Source organism: Bradyrhizobium sp. STM 3561, from assembly GCF_045571455.1.
GTDB lineage: Bacteria > Pseudomonadota > Alphaproteobacteria > Rhizobiales > Xanthobacteraceae > Bradyrhizobium > Bradyrhizobium vignae.
Window position 1 is genome coordinate 1,802,087 of the sequence record NZ_CP120695.1, and the last position, 15,247, is coordinate 1,817,333.

General features: G+C 60.6%; 14 protein-coding genes. 10 read left to right on the top strand and 4 right to left on the bottom strand.

Translation table 11 applies throughout. The features are described 5' to 3' along the window. Positions 1–74: 74 nt before the first annotated feature. Positions 75–212 (bottom strand): hypothetical protein, encoded by a 138-nt coding sequence (locus tag P6U28_RS08130; protein WP_164936819.1) that lies wholly within the window; start codon positions 210–212, stop codon positions 75–77. Between the two features lie 345 nt (positions 213–557). Here P6U28_RS08130 and P6U28_RS08135 point away from each other — a divergent pair, with 345 nt between their 5' ends. Then, on the top strand, positions 558–1,886 hold the full coding sequence (locus P6U28_RS08135) for an Hsp70 family protein (protein WP_122404087.1): 1,329 nt from the start codon (positions 558–560) through the stop codon (positions 1,884–1,886). A gap of 98 nt (positions 1,887–1,984) precedes the next feature. Here the strand turns inward: P6U28_RS08135 and P6U28_RS08140 are convergent, their stop codons facing one another. Then, a complete protein-coding gene (locus P6U28_RS08140) occupies positions 1,985–2,428 on the bottom strand; it encodes an SRPBCC family protein (protein WP_027572003.1) in 444 nt (147 codons plus the stop codon). A gap of 288 nt (positions 2,429–2,716) precedes the next feature. Between P6U28_RS08140 and P6U28_RS08145 the strand changes: the two genes are divergently transcribed. Continuing rightward, positions 2,717–2,938, top strand: coding sequence for a hypothetical protein (locus tag P6U28_RS08145; RefSeq protein WP_122404086.1), 222 nt, complete (start codon positions 2,717–2,719; stop codon positions 2,936–2,938). Between the two features lie 6 nt (positions 2,939–2,944). Then, complete coding sequence (locus P6U28_RS08150) at positions 2,945–3,367, top strand: hypothetical protein (RefSeq protein ID WP_162500357.1); 423 nt, start codon at positions 2,945–2,947, stop codon at positions 3,365–3,367. Between the two features lie 225 nt (positions 3,368–3,592). Here the strand turns inward: P6U28_RS08150 and P6U28_RS08155 are convergent, their stop codons facing one another. Beyond that, positions 3,593–5,491, bottom strand: coding sequence for a PQQ-binding-like beta-propeller repeat protein (locus P6U28_RS08155; protein WP_122404085.1), 1,899 nt, complete (start codon positions 5,489–5,491; stop codon positions 3,593–3,595). A 639-nt stretch (positions 5,492–6,130) separates the two neighbouring features. Between P6U28_RS08155 and P6U28_RS08160 the strand changes: the two genes are divergently transcribed. The 7 genes from P6U28_RS08160 to P6U28_RS08190 all read left to right on the top strand — a co-directional run bounded on the left by P6U28_RS08160 (position 6,131) and on the right by P6U28_RS08190 (position 13,424). After that, positions 6,131–7,288 carry an NAD(P)/FAD-dependent oxidoreductase gene (locus P6U28_RS08160; RefSeq protein WP_122404084.1) on the top strand — a complete coding sequence of 386 codons (1,158 nt, stop codon included), beginning with the start codon at positions 6,131–6,133 and terminating at the stop codon, positions 7,286–7,288. Positions 7,289–7,733: 445 nt separating this feature from the next. Further along, the gene (locus P6U28_RS08165) at positions 7,734–8,108 is read left to right on the top strand and encodes a DUF2946 domain-containing protein (protein WP_122404083.1); all 375 of its coding nucleotides are present in this window, start codon (positions 7,734–7,736) and stop codon (positions 8,106–8,108) included. 56 nt (positions 8,109–8,164) lie between these two features. Next, the gene (locus P6U28_RS08170; protein ID WP_122404082.1) at positions 8,165–9,169 is read left to right on the top strand and encodes a hypothetical protein; all 1,005 of its coding nucleotides are present in this window, start codon (positions 8,165–8,167) and stop codon (positions 9,167–9,169) included. Between the two features lie 2 nt (positions 9,170–9,171). After that, a complete protein-coding gene (locus P6U28_RS08175) occupies positions 9,172–9,522 on the top strand; it encodes a copper resistance CopC family protein (protein ID WP_122404081.1) in 351 nt (116 codons plus the stop codon). Positions 9,523–9,561: 39 nt separating this feature from the next. Then, a complete protein-coding gene (gene copD / locus P6U28_RS08180) occupies positions 9,562–10,494 on the top strand; it encodes a copper homeostasis membrane protein CopD (protein ID WP_244607684.1) in 933 nt (310 codons plus the stop codon). A 582-nt stretch (positions 10,495–11,076) separates the two neighbouring features. Further along, complete coding sequence (locus P6U28_RS08185) at positions 11,077–11,535, top strand: nuclear transport factor 2 family protein (protein WP_129143028.1); 459 nt, start codon at positions 11,077–11,079, stop codon at positions 11,533–11,535. Between the two features lie 566 nt (positions 11,536–12,101). Next, positions 12,102–13,424 (top strand): adenylate/guanylate cyclase domain-containing protein, encoded by a 1,323-nt coding sequence (locus P6U28_RS08190; RefSeq protein WP_122404078.1) that lies wholly within the window; start codon positions 12,102–12,104, stop codon positions 13,422–13,424. A 789-nt stretch (positions 13,425–14,213) separates the two neighbouring features. On the opposite strand, the gene P6U28_RS08195 is transcribed toward P6U28_RS08190, so the two are convergent. Beyond that, on the bottom strand, positions 14,214–15,113 hold the full coding sequence (locus tag P6U28_RS08195) for a LysR family transcriptional regulator (protein ID WP_122404076.1): 900 nt from the start codon (positions 15,111–15,113) through the stop codon (positions 14,214–14,216). Positions 15,114–15,247 lie beyond the last annotated feature (134 nt).

Below are 15,247 nucleotides of genomic sequence, written 5' to 3' on the forward strand. Positions count from 1 at the left end.
GGGCCATTCATCAAAAGTCGAATGTTGACGGTGCCGAAGCCGGCGCGCTGCCTCGGCAGCGCAAAAGCACGGGCTTAGAGGCCGAAGCGGGGCAGGTCGCCGTTGTGATTCGAGATCTCGGCACTCGCCATCAGGAAGCGGTCAACCGCGGCCATGAAGCGGGCGAACAGCGAGTTGGAGGGGGCGAGAGCGACGGTAGCGGTCTTGGACATCGGAATTCCCTTTCTTGAGACAGTCAGTTGCTGTCTCCTTTCGAAAGGCAATTTATGTATACCAGATACCAATGTCCATGCATGTCATTGCATAGCAGCATGTGCTCCACCGCATCGCAACATAATGCTCCATTAAAGCGGCCATTCCGGGCTTAAGATTGCAAGCTGGACAGCCGAAACAGGGATTTCGGCCTCTGGGAGCAGGAAAACCTTGTTTCCCGTGGCTCGGAACGGCGCCCGACGAGGATGAATTCCGACCGCGCCGCAGCAAAACGGCCCTTGGCAGCGCAGGTCAAAGCGGCTAGTGGTCCGCCCCCTTTTCCAATCAAACGTTCAGAGTGCTTCATGTCGAGCGCCTCGCCCGCCGTCTCGATCGGCATCGATTTTGGGACCAGCAACACGGTCGTCGCGCTTGCGTCGGACGACCGCCGGGTTGAGGCCATTCGGTTCGACCACGGCGGACAGCGTCACAGCGTCTATGTGTCGGCCCTGTGCTTCTGGGAGGACCGGCCGGGCGCCGGTGCCCAGGCCGAAGGCGGCCCGTGGGCGATCGAGCAGTTTCTCGAAGGGCGCCACGTCTACCGCTTCCTGCAGTCGTTCAAGACGTTTGCGGCGAGTTCCAGCTTCAACACCACGCAGGTATTCCGGCAACGCTACAAGTTCGAGGACATATTGGCGGCGTTCCTGCGCACGCTGGCGCGCCATGGCGGCGAGAAGTTCGGCTTCGAGACGGCGAACATCACGGTCGGCCGTCCGGTGCGCTTTGCCGGCGGCAATCCCGACGAGGCGCTGGCGATGCAGCGCTACCGGGCCGCGTTCGAGCGCTTGGGGGCCGGCCACGCGCGCTACGTCTACGAGCCCGTGGGCGCGGCGTTCTCCTTCGCCCGCAGGCTGGAGCGCGATGCCACCGTGCTGGTTGCCGATTTCGGCGGCGGCACCAGCGATTTCTCGGTGATGCGGTTTTCCCGCGCGGGCGGCACGCTTCGCGCCGAACCGCTCGGCCATGCCGGTATCGGCATTGCCGGCGACACGTTCGATTATCGCATTGTCGACCACGTCGTCTCGCCGCGGCTCGGCAAGGGCTCGAGCTTCCGCTCGTTCGACAAGGTGCTCCCGGTCCCGAGCGGCCACTACACCAACCTCGCGCGCTGGCATCAGCTCGCGATGATGAAGAGCAACGGCGATCTGCGCGAGCTCCGCGAGCTTGCGCGCACCGCGCTGAAGCCGGATCTGCTCGAGGATTTCATCACCATCGTCGATCTCGACCTCGGCTTTGCGCTGTACCGCGCGGTGTCCGATGCCAAGGTCGCCCTGTCGGCGCAGGACGAGGTGGACTTCCGCTTCAAGGGCGGCGGCGTCGACATCGGCGCCACCATCACGCGCAAGAATTTCGAGACCTGGATTGCCGACGATATCGCCCGGTTGCGCGCCACGGTCGACAAGGTGCTGGCTGAAGCCGGCATCACCGCGCGCGAGGTGGAGAAGGTGTTCCTGACCGGTGGCACGTCCTTCGTACCTGCCGTCCGAAAACTATTCGCCGAGCGGTTCGGCAACGAGCGGCTGATGTCCGGCGACCAATTCGAATCGATCGCCTATGGGCTCGCACTGATCGGGCACAGTCCCGATCCGGAGCGATGGACGGCGGACGGCGGGCTGAAAAAGGCGGGTGCGTAGCGCACTATTGGACGAAGCACGATCCGCCGGGTCTGTTACACCTCTCCCTTCGGGACCCTTCGGGAGAGGTGTACTCGACCGCTAGGCCGTTGCGGCTGCTACTGATTGATCTCCGGCTCGACGAGCCGCGCCAGATTGCGCAGCGATTCCTGCCAGCCGAGATAGCAGGCCTCGACGGGAATGACGTCGGGCAGGCCGGACTGCGTGATCTCGACCTCGGTGCCGACCGAGACCTTCTTCAGGATCACGGTCACCTCGATCACGCCCGGCAGATTGGGATCGTCGAACTTGTCGGTATAGCGCAGGCGTTCGCCGGGCACGAGCTCGACATATTCGCCGCCGAACGAATGGCCGTTGCCCGTGGTGAAATTCCGGAACGACATCTTGAACGTGCCCCCGACCTTGGGCTCGAGATGATGCACGGTGCAGGTGAAGCCGTTCGGCGGCAGCCATTTCGCCATCGCATCGGCCTCCAGGAAGGCGCGATAGACTTTCTCCGGACTGGTTGCGAGCACGCGGTGCAGACGGACGGTATTGGGCATGGTTGTTATCCTCGGTGATTGATGGGCCCGAGTTTGGCGTCTACGGCCCATTCATGTCACGAGGACGACCGGGAAGCCGCCGATCCGACAGGGGGCTCGGATTTTTGTTCGAGCCTTGTTCGGCACCGCGATCTGGTACCCCTGCGCGGCAGAGCCGACGGGGCGTGGCGCTTGGCCGCCTTTCAGTCGGCTCTTCGGATCGAAGTGGTCTTGTCTTGAAAGTTCGTCAGGTTAGTCGGATACTGGATAGGATCCCTTGGGCCCATTATCAATCCGAGGAGGACGATCATGGCGATTCAGATCGTGATGGACCGCACCGGCGACCGCCATCACCCTTTCGACCCCAGCGACCTGCAGGAAGTGGCGAAGGCGGAGCAGCGGTTCTATGAGCTGACGAATGCCGGCTTCACCGCCGCGGTCCGGACGGGTCCCGGTCAGATCTCGCAGATCCGATCGTTCGACCCCACTGCGGATGAAACCCTCTTTTTCCCCAGATTGATCGGCGGCTAGCCGCTCATGTTCGGCTTTCGGCCGGCGGCGTCGCACGTCCGCTCCCGCATGAGAGCGGCGCGAATGCTCTTCATCAGGCACGGCGCCGAACGCACGCCAGAGGGACGGTCGCTGCTGCTCTTGCGGCGTTGGCTATCGCCTGCGCAGCAGGAGCAGTTAGCGACGAAGGGCTACTTCGAGGTTGTCGGAAGCGAGAGTGGGAAGCGGTACCGGATTTACGCCGGAACGTCGGTGAACGTCTGCGAGATTGACGAAAGAGGCCGCGTGCAGGACGGGTTGTGCTTCATGCCGATCGGCGCGCTTCCGATCGGAGATGTCATGCTCGCCCAGAAGATTGCGCTGGAAACATGCGAGGCTAACGCGCGCGCCGTGGCCAGGAGGTTCACGCCGAGCACTTTCCAGTTCAGACAAGCCCGACCGCTCGCTTGACGCCACCTCATCGCACCGCTGCACCAACTTCAACTCGGCACTCGAGAGCTGGCCCGTTCGTGGACGCACTGGCCCGTTCGTGGACGCACTCGGCGCGGGCGACGCACCGAACGAAGCATCCGGGTGCAATCGATTTCCGATGAAGCCGGCCTCAAGCCTTCAGGTCGGTGATCCTCATGATTGCGACCACGTTCCCGTCGTTGAATGCTTCAGGTGATATCGCACCTACCTCCCTTCTACCGAGAACGCGAGCAGCACGTTACCCGGCAACGTGCCGTAGTTGGTGTAGCCCGAATTGACGTAGAGCATGCCCCCAGCAATAACTGCGCCCGGACCGTCGAGCGAGCCGCCTTGGCCGGCTGCGCCATTGACAGTCGTGTAGTCCTGGACGGTGTCGACGTCCCAGATGATCTCGCCAGTCCGGGCGCTGTAGGCGCGAAGGTGGCCATCGAGCCCACCCGAGAAGACCACGCCGGGAATTGCTGTGACCGCGGCCGACTGGGCTGGACTGCAGCCGGGCTTGTCATTACAGCCCGGATGCGGTGTGCGCCAGACGACCTCGCCAGTGGCAAGCTTGAGAGCAAACAGTCCGCCGCCCTTGCGAGGATCCATCTTCAACTCGCCGCCCATGATGGTTTTCTGAGCACCCGGCGTGCCCGGCGCCGCGCGTTCGAGTCCGACATCCGATACTGACACGTAGACATTCTCGTCATCGACGGCCATTCCCCATTGCACACCGCCAAGCGCGGAGCCCTGCCCGATCCGGCGCTGCCACAGTATCGCGCCACCATGATCGGGATCGAGCGCATGCACGACGCCCGACTTCTGCCCCGCGATCAGCGCGCGCTTGCCGTCCGCGAGATCAACCAGGATAGCCGACGATCCGAAGTCGAAATCGGGGCCCTTATTGTCTGGACAGTTCGCGCGATATTGCGAGGTGCATGCGACATTGTAGGCATCGCTCTCGGTCATCTGTCGCGACCATTTGAGCTTTCCGTTCACGAGGTCGAACGCCACAAAAGCGTCAGACGTGTCCTGTGCGGGATTTGAATAGCTGTCCCCAGTGGTCGCATAGACCGTGTTCGTCTGGAGGTCGACCGTTGGCGCGGACCAGATCGCGCCGCCCGAGGGCCCGAAAAGTTGCACGCCCATCGAACTGATGCCCTGCGGTCCCGGCGGTGGCGAAACGTAGCTGCGCCATTTCACCTCTCCCGTCGCTGCGCTGAGCGCCACGATCAGCCCGCGGAAGCTGCAGCAGCCGTACCGTGGATCCGCCGCCAACGCCTCTTCGAGTGAGGAAACCGGTACATAGAGGATGCCGTCCGCAAGTGTCGGAGCACCCGTGATCATAGCCGCTTGATGGTCCTCGACCCGACGGGTCCACTTTAGCTTCCCAGTCTCGGCGTCGAGCGCATAGACGTTCCCTCGCTGGTCGCCGAAATAGGCCGTGAAACCGCGCCCGTCCTCGCCGATGGTGACGGCGCTGCGGACGCCAAAGCCTGCATCGAACACCCAGCGCTGACATCCGGTCCTGGCGTCGAGCGCATAGACCTTGCCGCCGGCGCTACCGACGAACAGCCGGCCGCCCCAGACCGTCGGCTGCGCGAAGGCTCTGACGTCACCGGGAAAAGCGAAAGCCCATTTCAGCTTGAGACGGGGGACATCGTGCGCCGCAAGCAGCGCGCTCTCGGCGGGCTGGAAGCGATGCTGGCGAATGTCGACCCCCCAACCGTTCCAGCGCGGCAGCGCGGGATCAGCGAGTTTGGGTCCTTCATCGCGGCAGCTGGAATCGGGCAGTTCGATCGCCGGTGGCGGCGCGTTGCCCTTCAAATAGCGAGTGATGGCGCCGATCTGATCCTTGCTCAGATCTCGCCCCTGCGCGCTCATTAGCCCGTAGGCGATCTGAAAGCCGATCCGCTGCTCGTTCAGCTGCCGTAGCGCATTTCTGTCGGGCGCCCGTGCCGCGCCGCCCTCATGACACGAGGCGCAGCGTTGCTCATAAAGGGCCTCGCCTGATGGACCCGCTGCCTCCTCGGCACCCGGCGATGAAATTCCGATCGTGGCGAGAAGCAGTCCGGTCGAAAGCTGCAACCAGACGAAGCGAACCGGGATCTTGGATGTCATCGTCTCTCCCCACTTACTGCGCAGACCAAGACGTAGCAGACATTCACACGCCCGCCACACAACTTCAATTTATGGGCGAATAGTCAAGCTAAGGCTACTCTCTTAACGACGACGGGCCTCCTTGCTCGTTCGATCCGACCAGTCGACCAAAGCCCGATGACGGTATCCTGCCAGCGGAGGCTTCGCTTGGCTTGACGCAGTGTTCGAGCAGCGCCGCAGTCCGCTCGGGCAACGAAGATAATTGACGGCTCAACCTCGATTAAGAATTCCTCTCGCGCGAGGCTCGGCACACCTATCCAAGTAGCACACGGTGGCCGGTCACCAAAGGTTTCCATCAGTACGTCGCCAATCGCCTTGCCCTGGTCGATATGGCTTTGCCGACCGATTCTCGGTATTTCTTTGAATTTCCTGGCTAGCCGTCGCGCTCCTCGGCCTCTTGTTCCGCTCGACCTACTGATATAACTTCACCCTCGTCGCGAAAAACGACTACCTGCTCTTAGGCCGTCGAATACAAGTCAACCGCGCGCCACGCGTGGTTCGGCCAGCGTCTCCGATAGCAACCGCCTGACGAACATCAGGCAATCGCAGCCATCAACGCGCCTACGGACGCTGCATGTCTGCGACGATAGGAGCGCAACAATGCGAAATCCAATTACAATTATTGGTGCCGGCCTTGGTGGCCTCACACTCGCCCGTGTTTTACATCTCCACGGCTTCGCAGCAACAGTCTACGAAGCTGAAGCCTCGGCGAGCGCAAGAACGCAGGGAGGTCTGCTCGATATTCATGAATACAACGGTCAGATCGCCCTCAAAGCCACAGGACTATTTGACACGTTCCTCTCTCTGGTCCGCCCTCGCGAAGATGCAAAACGTATCGTCGATAAAGACGGCAATGTCCTATTCGACAACCCCGGCAGCCACACAGGCAATCGCCCCGAAATTGACCGGGGCGATCTTCGGCAAATGCTTATTGATTCGATCCCGCCGGAAACGATTAAGTGGGGTCATAGAGTTGCGTCTATTGCAGCCCTCGGGAACGGACGGCATGAAGTCACCTTTGCCAATGGCTTGACGGTCACTTCCAACGTGCTCGTGGGTGCCGATGGCGCGTGGTCGAAGGTCCGCCCCCTTCTTTCAAAATCAACGCCAACCTACACGGGCACCTCGTTTATCGAAACATTCCTTTTCGATGGCGACACGCGCCACAAGGCAAGCGTGGATGCGATCGGCAGCGGCACGCTCATGGCCGTTGCTCCGGGCAAAGGCATCCTGGCGCACCGCTATGCAGACGGAACGCTCCACACCTATGCGGCCTTAAACAAGCCAGAAGATTGGATTAAGTCCATCGATTTTAGCAACACAAAAGCTGCCTTGGCCCATATTGCCGAGCAATTCCAAGGATGGGCTCCGCAACTGACCGCACTCATTACAGACGGCGAAACCGATCCCGTGCTTCGCCCCATCTATGCGCTCCCAGTTGGACATCGATGGGAGCGCGTGCCGAGCTTAACATTACTTGGGGATGCGGCGCATCTGATGTCCCCTTTCGCAGGCGAAGGCGCGAACCTCGCTATGTATGATGGCGCAGAACTCGCCCAAGCGCTCGTTGCCACTCCCGATGACATCGAAGCCGCGCTCGCCAGCTATGAAAACGGCCTCTTTCCCCGAAGTGCTGAAGTCGCCGACGAGACCGCCCAGAATCTCAAGCGGTTTTTCGACGATACCGCGCCTCAGAGCGTAGTCGCTCTGTTCAGCAAGCATCTCATCAGAACGGAGAGACCCTTCGCGGGTATCTAATGCGGCGCGCACCGAGAAATCGTTGCCATATGCGTCTAGCGTACCGTCACAGCACTAAAAAACCCCGGTAGAGCGATGGTTTTGCTGGCACTAGCTGGTTAGTCTGCTTCTGGCCCGAAGCGACAAATTCGGTCGGGCGTCTTGATGTCGGCAATGAGGGGTAAGCCGGACGCGGGCCTGATCGCGCAGAACCAACGCGATTGACCCCAAGCAGAAGTGTCAGGTCGGCCGCTTTTCTGGCTAACGCCAGCAGCGGTCGTGTAAATTGGGGCGTCCACAGCGAGATCAAGTGAATTGAGCGCGCAGCTCTGAAAGCGAGGTCCCATCGTTGCCGGCGCACAACACACTCGACTAAATCGTCAGCCTCTCTCCCTTCGGCGCCTCGGCATTGCCGCTTGGCTCGACGGCGGCCCTTCACTGCGATAGGTTGCCGCAGGATGGAGCGATGCGCCGACAGCTGAAGAATTTTCTACCGATAGTCCTGGTTGCCCTGTTGGTGCAGATCTTTGTACCGATCGGTGCGTGCTGGGCGGCGAGCCTTGCGGCCTCCCATCCACTTGTCGGCGCGGTCATCTGCCACGGCGGTTCGGCACAAGGGACTGGGCAGGACGATCAGACCGGCCACCGCGCCCACGATGGCGGCTGCGCCGCCTGCGGCGTGTTGCAGACCGGGGCGCCGATCGACACCCCGCAGACATCAGCCGCGATCGTGGTCGATCGCGTGACGAGCCAGGTCGCCTGGCAGGATTTCGGGCCGGGCCTGTCCGGTTCGAGAACCGCTTCTGGGGCCCAGGCACGCGCTCCGCCGTCCCTGTCGTAAAGTCGCGCGGCCACCGGCCGTGAACCCTCTACACATCAACGCCTGCGGAGATTTTCATGTTTATCCGTCATGCGCGCGCAGCCGTGCCAGGGCTCGCCATCGCGCTCGTTCCCCTTTTCGGAAGCACCGCCCACGAAATCGTCGGCAACCGCTTCTTTCCAGCGACAATCGGTATCGACGATCCCGGTGTGAACGATGAATTGTCTTTCCCAACGGTCGCGAACTTCAAGACCGGTGACGATCCGTCGTTTCGGCAGCGCGATTTCTCGGGCGAATTTTCCAAGCGGATCACCGAGGCCTTTGCGATCTCGATCGGCGCAACCCACAGCTCGCTCGCAGCGCCCGGCGGTCCGACCGGGATCGGCGCGCAGGGATTTCAAAATCTCGAAACCCTGTTCAAGTACCGGCTGTTCAAGGACCCGGCGCATGAATTCGTGGTGTCGGTCGGGCTGGGCATTGAATGGGGCGGCACGGGCGCAGCAGCCGTCGGTGCGGACCCGTTCAACACCTATACGCCGACGATCTTTTTCGGCAAAGGCCTCGGCGATCTGCCCGACACCCTGTCATGGCTGCGGCCGGTCGCGATCACCGGTCAGGTCGGCTATGCCATCCCGGGCAGAAACTCCACCACGACCTTCAGCATCGACCCCGACACCGGCAATCTCAGCGCCGACACCGAATTTCATCCGCGGGTGCTGAACTGGGGCGGCACGATCCAGTACAGCATGCCCTATCTGAAATCGTCGGTGATCGACCTCGGCCTGCCGGATTTCGTCAATCATCTGATCCCGCTGGTCGAGGCGACGCTGCAGACGCCGGTAGCGAACACATTGACGTCGGGTACCAAGACCACAGGGACCATCAACCCCGGATTCCTCTGGGTCGGAAATACCTTTCAAATCGGAGTCGAGGCGCTGATCCCGATCAACCGGCAAAGCGGGACCAATGTCGGCGTTATCGGCCAATTGCACTTCTATCTCGATGACATCGATCCCCGCGGCATCGGCAGGCCCATCTTTGGCGGGCCGGTGCAACCCGCCAGCCCGTTTGCCAGGAATTGATCATGCGACGCTCATCCTTGATCATCGCGCTATTGCTGTCGTTTGCGACCGGCAAGGCAGACGCCCACGCCTTTCTCGATCATGCCGAGCCGCGCGTCGGCAACAAAGTGGCTAGTCCGCCGCGCGAGGTGACGCTCTACTTCACCCAGAAGCTGGAGCCGGCGTTCAGTTCGGTGACGGTCACCGGTCCTTCCGGCCAGCGCGTCGATGCGGGAAGGGCGCGCGTGAACGGCAGCCAGATATCGGTCTCTCTGAAAGGCGGCGGTGTCGGGACCTACCACGTCAATTGGCATGTGCTTTCCGTCGACACCCACACGACCGATGGGAGCTTTACCTTCCAGGTCGGTCCCTAGAGCACTGTTGCGATGGATTGGTCCGCAGCAGGAGTGCCGATGATTGCGACGCGCGCCGTGCACTTCGCGGCTACAGCGATGACAGTCGGAAGCGTTATTTTCGACCGCTTCATCGCTCTGCCGGTCTTGCGGGGCCACGCCGCGGCGGCCATCTCGTTCCGGAGCCGGACGCGGCGTGGAATTTGGGTCTGTCTCGTCCTCGCGGTGGTCTCGGGCGCGATTTGGCTGTTGCTGCAGGCGGCCTCGATGAGCGGCATGCCGCTCAAAGAGGCTCTGACCGCAGACGTGCTGTCGACGGTCATTAACGAAACCCAGTTCGGCGAGGTGACGGCCATTCGCGCAGGTCTTGCGTTCTGCCTGGCAGCCTGCCTCGCCTGTGAGCGTGCGGTCACCACACAATGGCTGGGACTCGCCGCGGCGACCGGGTTCGCCGGCAGCCTTGCCTGGACCGGCCATGCCGGCTCGACCGTAGGCGTGACCGGCTATCTGCATCTGGCAGCAGATGCGCTGCATGCAGTGGCCGCGGCAGCCTGGATCGGCGGCCTGGTGTCGCTGATCACTTTCTTGGCGATCACCGAGATACGCGAAAACATGTTGCTCGCCCGCGATGCCATCGAACGGTTTTCGACGCTGGGCATTGTCAGCGTGGCCATCATCCTGCTCAGTGGCGTTGTCAACGCTGGCATTCTGGTCGGCTCGCTGCATGGGCTCGTTGCCACCGAATATGGGCGCGTGCTGACGCTCAAATTGGCGATCTTCGCAGTGATGCTCGCGTTCGCTGCGACCAACCGTTTTCGCTTGACGCCGCAGCTTGCTTCCAGCGGAAACGAACAATCCTCCATCGCGCTTCGTCAACTGATCCATAACAGTGCGATCGAGATAGCACTCGGACTGGGCATCCTCGTCATTGTTGCGGTGCTCGGAACCTTGCATCCGGCCGTTCACATGATCGACCTTACAACCTCTTGGTGACCAGCCCATCGACACCACCCTTCTCGCCGCAAAGATTTCGAAGTCCGTTCGTTTTTTTCGTCGGAAGCGCGTCATCGGCAAGAATTCCGCTCCTGGCCCGTGGCTGACCTCCCCATTTGGGCCCGCACGGTCCGCTTAAGGGCTAAGTGGAAAGCCGTCGTGGAGCCACCGAGGGCAACCTTTGACCCACACCGGTCATTAGCCCGATCCCTCTGAGGATCTCCCGCGCAAAGGCGGGACGGTCTACCGGTTGGCTGTTGTGGAGGCCGTTAGAGAGCACCGTTCGGTGCCATGGTAAGGTGAGCCCGGGACATACATTGGGTCATGAGCAGCGGTCGGGCTCATGAAATGTGAACGCGTACATTTCCGAGCGATTGGGCCGATCGCGTGCTATAGTTCTTCCTGGCTGCCACTCTGAGGAGCGGTGCCGATCCCTCAGAGTGTCCCGCCGCCGATCTCTACGACAAAGCGCTTGCGCTTCAAGGCGCGCTCGCGAAGGAGGTTTACGTCGCGATCAGATATGAAAAGGAGGCAGACATGAGGCCAATCATAACCACGACGATCCTGGCGCTGACTGTCGCGATGGCACCCGTCAGCAGGGCGCAGCAGGCCGACAATCAGACGAAGCAGGCGATAGAAGCCATGGTCATGAAATGGACGCAGGCGGTCAATCAGGGAGACGACAAGACCGCGTCATCGTTCTTCACGTCCGATGCTTTTGGCATCGACGTCTACGGCAGAACTTCCGGCGCCCAGATGGGCGAGTTGACCAAGAAAGTGCACGAGATGGGCATCGACTTGACCAACAAAGTCGACGACGTCCGTTCCCTAGCCTCAGGGCAGGCACTCCTGGCCAGCGGCACATTTACCGTAAGCTACAGCAACAATCCGAATTTGAAGCCGGGCGACACCATCACCGGCAATTGGATGCGGGTCCTAGTCAAAGAAGGTTCGGACTGGAAGATCGCGGCCCAAAGCCTCACCCGGCAAGCTCCGCCGGCGCCATCGGCAACGGTCGGTTCGAGCTCCACAAACAAGTAACCGGCAAATCTGCCGCAGAATAGATCGCCGACGGAGTGTTGTCGACGCTCGATCTTGCGCCGATATCATGGAAGCCACTCGACGCAATCGGAAGGCTTCCATGTCGCGAGGTTCATCGTTCCGCGGACTCCTCGGCCGATCTTGGAGCGCAGTAACTCGCGTCACGGCAGAGGTCGTCGAGCTTCGCCCGCAGCGCGCAGCAAGAGCTCCTGCTACTCGACCTCCGCCCACCCCGCCTGGCCACGGTAACAACGGAGATGATGGTCTTCCCGGCTTTCCGGGTCGAGATGGTCAACCGGGCTTTCACCTGCGGATGTCTGCTTCTGGCCCGAAGCGACAAATTCGGTCGGGCGTCTTGATGTCGGCAATGAGGGGTAAGCCGGACGCGGGCCTGATCGCGCAGAACCAACGCGATTGACCCAAGGGCGACTTCGTGCTGCCCCTCGAAAGAGGCTTGAAGCGCAGTCGCGGCGCGTTACGCTTGGTTTAGGCGATGCCAAATCCATGAGCCGGACCGGTCATTTCGTGATAAGAAAGGCAGTGAAGATCTTTGCGTGGGCTCGACAATGAGTGATTTCGATTTGCCCCTGACGCGCTATGCGATGAGTGGCGATGTAAGCATCGCATACCAAACCATGGGCGATGGACCGATCGATCTCATCATCGTTCCCGGCATGGTCTCGCATGTCGAGTTCATGCATGAATCGCCGGGGTATACAGCGTCCCTGCGTCGCCTGTCAGGTTTCGCCCGTGTCGTAACATTCGACAAGCGAGGGCAGGGATTGTCCGACAGGGTACCAGGCGCACCTTCGCTCGAACAGCGAATGGATGATGTTCGGGCCATCATGGATGACATCGGCTCGAAACGGGCGGCGCTCTTGGGTATTTCCGAGGGTTCAGCCATGAGTATCATGTTCGCCGCGACGTACCCTGATCGCGTCTCTCACCTAGTTTTGTATTCCGGGTTCGCAAGCTCTCCTGCCCAAAGGATGGACAATTACGAAGAGATAGTGTCCGAGCGCGCCAAGGCTTGGGGGACCGGCATGCTGATCAAGCTCATCAATCCAAGCCGTGCACGCGACCCAAACGCGGTGAGCCAGTTTGCCAAGTTTGAAAGGCTATCTGCGAGTCCAGGGGCATATAGGTCGCTGGCGTTAATGAACGCATCGATTGATGTCAGGCCCATACTGTCAGCGGTACGAGTTCCTACGTTGGTGCTTCACCGACGAACGGACACTTTGATTCCAGTCGAAACAGGTCAGGATCTCGCAAAGCAAATTCCTGGTGCCAAATACATTGAATACCCTGACGGCGATCACATGATGACGTTTGGTGACGTCGAAACTTTGTTGGGAGATGTCGAGGAGTTCATCACCGGACACCGCGAAATTCCATCAACCGATATTGAGCGTGTTTTAGCCACGGTTCTTTTCACGGATATCGTGGAGTCCACACGTCGCGCCGCCGATATGGGTGACCAAAGATGGACCCACTTACTGGATATGCACGATCAGCTGGCAAAAGACTTGGTCGAAAAGCACCGCGGCACGCTGATCAAAACGACCGGCGATGGCATTCTCGCGACATTTGATGGACCTGGTCGTGCTGTTAGGTGTGCGCTTGCGCTTAGGACCGCTTCTAGAGAAATCGGCTTGCCGCTGCGTGAGGGTCTGCACACCGGTGAAATCGAAATAAGGGAGCGCGATATTGGCGGTATTGCTGTGCATGTGGCAGCTCGTATCATGGCGCAATCCGGAGCTGACGAGATCCTTGTCTCGAGGGTCGTGACCGATCTTGTGGCTGGCGCGGGCTTGAAATTCTTTGATCGCGGATCGCATCAGCTTAAAGGCATTCCGGGACGATGGGATCTTTTTGCGGCGAGCGTGTAGATCCGGCTATGCCCGCTATTCGTGGGTGGTGGCGTAGGAGTTTCTAATGGTGCCATGATCTACCTTCACAACGGGAGGAACTCAGATGAGGGAACTCTTGGTAATAGCAGGTTTAGTCGCATTCTCACTGCCGGCGACGGCACAAGACACGCCGATGCGGGTCACGCCAGAGGCAATTACGTGGGCTGAGAACCCGGCCTTCCCAAAGGGCGTCCAGACAGCAACTCTCGTGGGCGACCCGACGAAAGCAGGGGATGTGGTCGTCTTACGGATCAAGTTTCCCCCAAACTTTCAAATGCCGCCGCACACTCACCCCCTATTCCGAAGTTGTCACTATCATTAGCGGCAACGTGGGGACTAGCCACGGTGAAAAATTTGAGAAGAAAGGCGAGCCGTTAAAGCCGGGCTCGTTGTGGGTGTATCCGGCTAAACACGCTCACTACGCTTGGACCGGAAATGAGGAGGGGATTCTCCAAGTTCAATTCGTTGGTCCTGGAGGCATCGACTACATCAACCCAGCGGACGATCCGCGCAAGAAGTAATTGCAGACGCAGCGTCTGGTGCGACTCGGCGCTTCTGATAGAGGATGCGCAAACAGCGGGCTCACGTCGGTGAGTGGCCCGTGGCTGATCCTAACTCGCAGCGCTGCGAAGTCTGCTTCCTGATGGTCACGCGAACGGGCCCACTCAAGCTCGTCACGGCCGTTTTTGACCCATAGCCGACTCGGTCGCTGGCGCGCGACCGCTTCCGCTCACTGGCGCAACGACAGCTTAAGCAGCTAAGCAACAGCTACTTCTCTCGATACCGGAGCGCTTCAACCAACAGTGAGAAGGCTGGGGATGGCTGCCGCCGGCTGGGATAGTAGAGGTGGTAACCCGAGAACGGCGGACACCAATCCGCCAAGACCCGAACAAGCCGACCTTCCAATATGTAACGCTGGACATGGCCTTCCGTTAGGTATGCGAGACCAAAGCCTTTGAGCGCGCCGTCTAGGAGAAGGCCGGCGCTGTTGAATATAAGCTGTCCATCGACCCGGACGTTGAGCTCCCGCCCGTTCTTCTCGAACTCCCAAACGTAGAGGCTGCCGCCGTGTGTCGGCAGGCGGAGGTTGAGACAGTTGTGCTGAGTCAGATCTTGCGGCGTCTTCGGCCTCTTGCGATCGGCGAAGTAGGAGGGCGAGCCGACGACTGCCATCCGGAGATCGGGGCTGACGCGCACTGCGACCATGTCCCTGGCGACGAGTTCCCCAGGGCGGATGCCCGCATCCACCTGCTGCGCAACGATGTTGGTGAGGCCGTAGTCGACGATCACTTCGACGTTGATGTCGGGGTATTTAGGCAGAAGCTTCCGTAGAGCCGGCAGCAGGATCTCTGCGGCTGCGTACTCAGTGGCCGTTAGTCGGACCGTTCCGGCGGGCTTCTCGCGGAGCTTGCTCAGTTCCGCGAGATCGGCATCCATGTCGGTAAACTTAGGGCCGACGCTGAGGAATAGCCGTTCCCCAGCTTGTGTCGGTGTGACGCTGCGCGTCGTCCGGTTCAGCAATCGAACCCCGAGCCGCTCCTCCAGAGACCGGATGATCTGGCTTAGGGCGGACTGCGTCATGCCTAGCTTAGCCGCGGCCCGCGTGAAGTTACGTTCCCGGGCGACGGCTAGGAACGCGATGAGATCGCTGGCATCGTCCCGGTTCATTCATAAGCCTGTCTAATTACCTCATTCAAAATCTATCACCTAATCAGGCTTGAGGAATAGGACTACGTTTAGTCGGCAGTCGGCGAAGAGCCGCCCAAGGCAAGGATCCCATGGCGGAAGGAAGCAAGGACGAG

Excerpts from the sequence above, each read along its gene's own strand:
- P6U28_RS08130 (WP_164936819.1), bottom strand. The coding sequence starts at position 212 with ATGTCCAAGACCGCTACCGTCGCTCTCGCCCCCTCCAACTCGCTGTTC.
- P6U28_RS08135 (WP_122404087.1), top strand. The coding sequence starts at position 558 with ATGTCGAGCGCCTCGCCCGCCGTCTCGATCGGCATCGATTTTGGGACC.
- P6U28_RS08140 (WP_027572003.1), bottom strand. The coding sequence starts at position 2,428 with ATGCCCAATACCGTCCGTCTGCACCGCGTGCTCGCAACCAGTCCGGAG.
- P6U28_RS08145 (WP_122404086.1), top strand. The coding sequence starts at position 2,717 with ATGGCGATTCAGATCGTGATGGACCGCACCGGCGACCGCCATCACCCT.
- P6U28_RS08150 (WP_162500357.1), top strand. The coding sequence starts at position 2,945 with ATGTTCGGCTTTCGGCCGGCGGCGTCGCACGTCCGCTCCCGCATGAGA.
- P6U28_RS08155 (WP_122404085.1), bottom strand. The coding sequence starts at position 5,491 with ATGACATCCAAGATCCCGGTTCGCTTCGTCTGGTTGCAGCTTTCGACC.
- P6U28_RS08160 (WP_122404084.1), top strand. The coding sequence starts at position 6,131 with ATGCGAAATCCAATTACAATTATTGGTGCCGGCCTTGGTGGCCTCACA.
- P6U28_RS08165 (WP_122404083.1), top strand. The coding sequence starts at position 7,734 with ATGCGCCGACAGCTGAAGAATTTTCTACCGATAGTCCTGGTTGCCCTG.
- P6U28_RS08170 (WP_122404082.1), top strand. The coding sequence starts at position 8,165 with ATGTTTATCCGTCATGCGCGCGCAGCCGTGCCAGGGCTCGCCATCGCG.
- P6U28_RS08175 (WP_122404081.1), top strand. The coding sequence starts at position 9,172 with ATGCGACGCTCATCCTTGATCATCGCGCTATTGCTGTCGTTTGCGACC.
- copD (WP_244607684.1), top strand. The coding sequence starts at position 9,562 with ATGATTGCGACGCGCGCCGTGCACTTCGCGGCTACAGCGATGACAGTC.
- P6U28_RS08185 (WP_129143028.1), top strand. The coding sequence starts at position 11,077 with ATGGCACCCGTCAGCAGGGCGCAGCAGGCCGACAATCAGACGAAGCAG.
- P6U28_RS08190 (WP_122404078.1), top strand. The coding sequence starts at position 12,102 with ATGAGTGATTTCGATTTGCCCCTGACGCGCTATGCGATGAGTGGCGAT.
- P6U28_RS08195 (WP_122404076.1), bottom strand. The coding sequence starts at position 15,113 with ATGAACCGGGACGATGCCAGCGATCTCATCGCGTTCCTAGCCGTCGCC.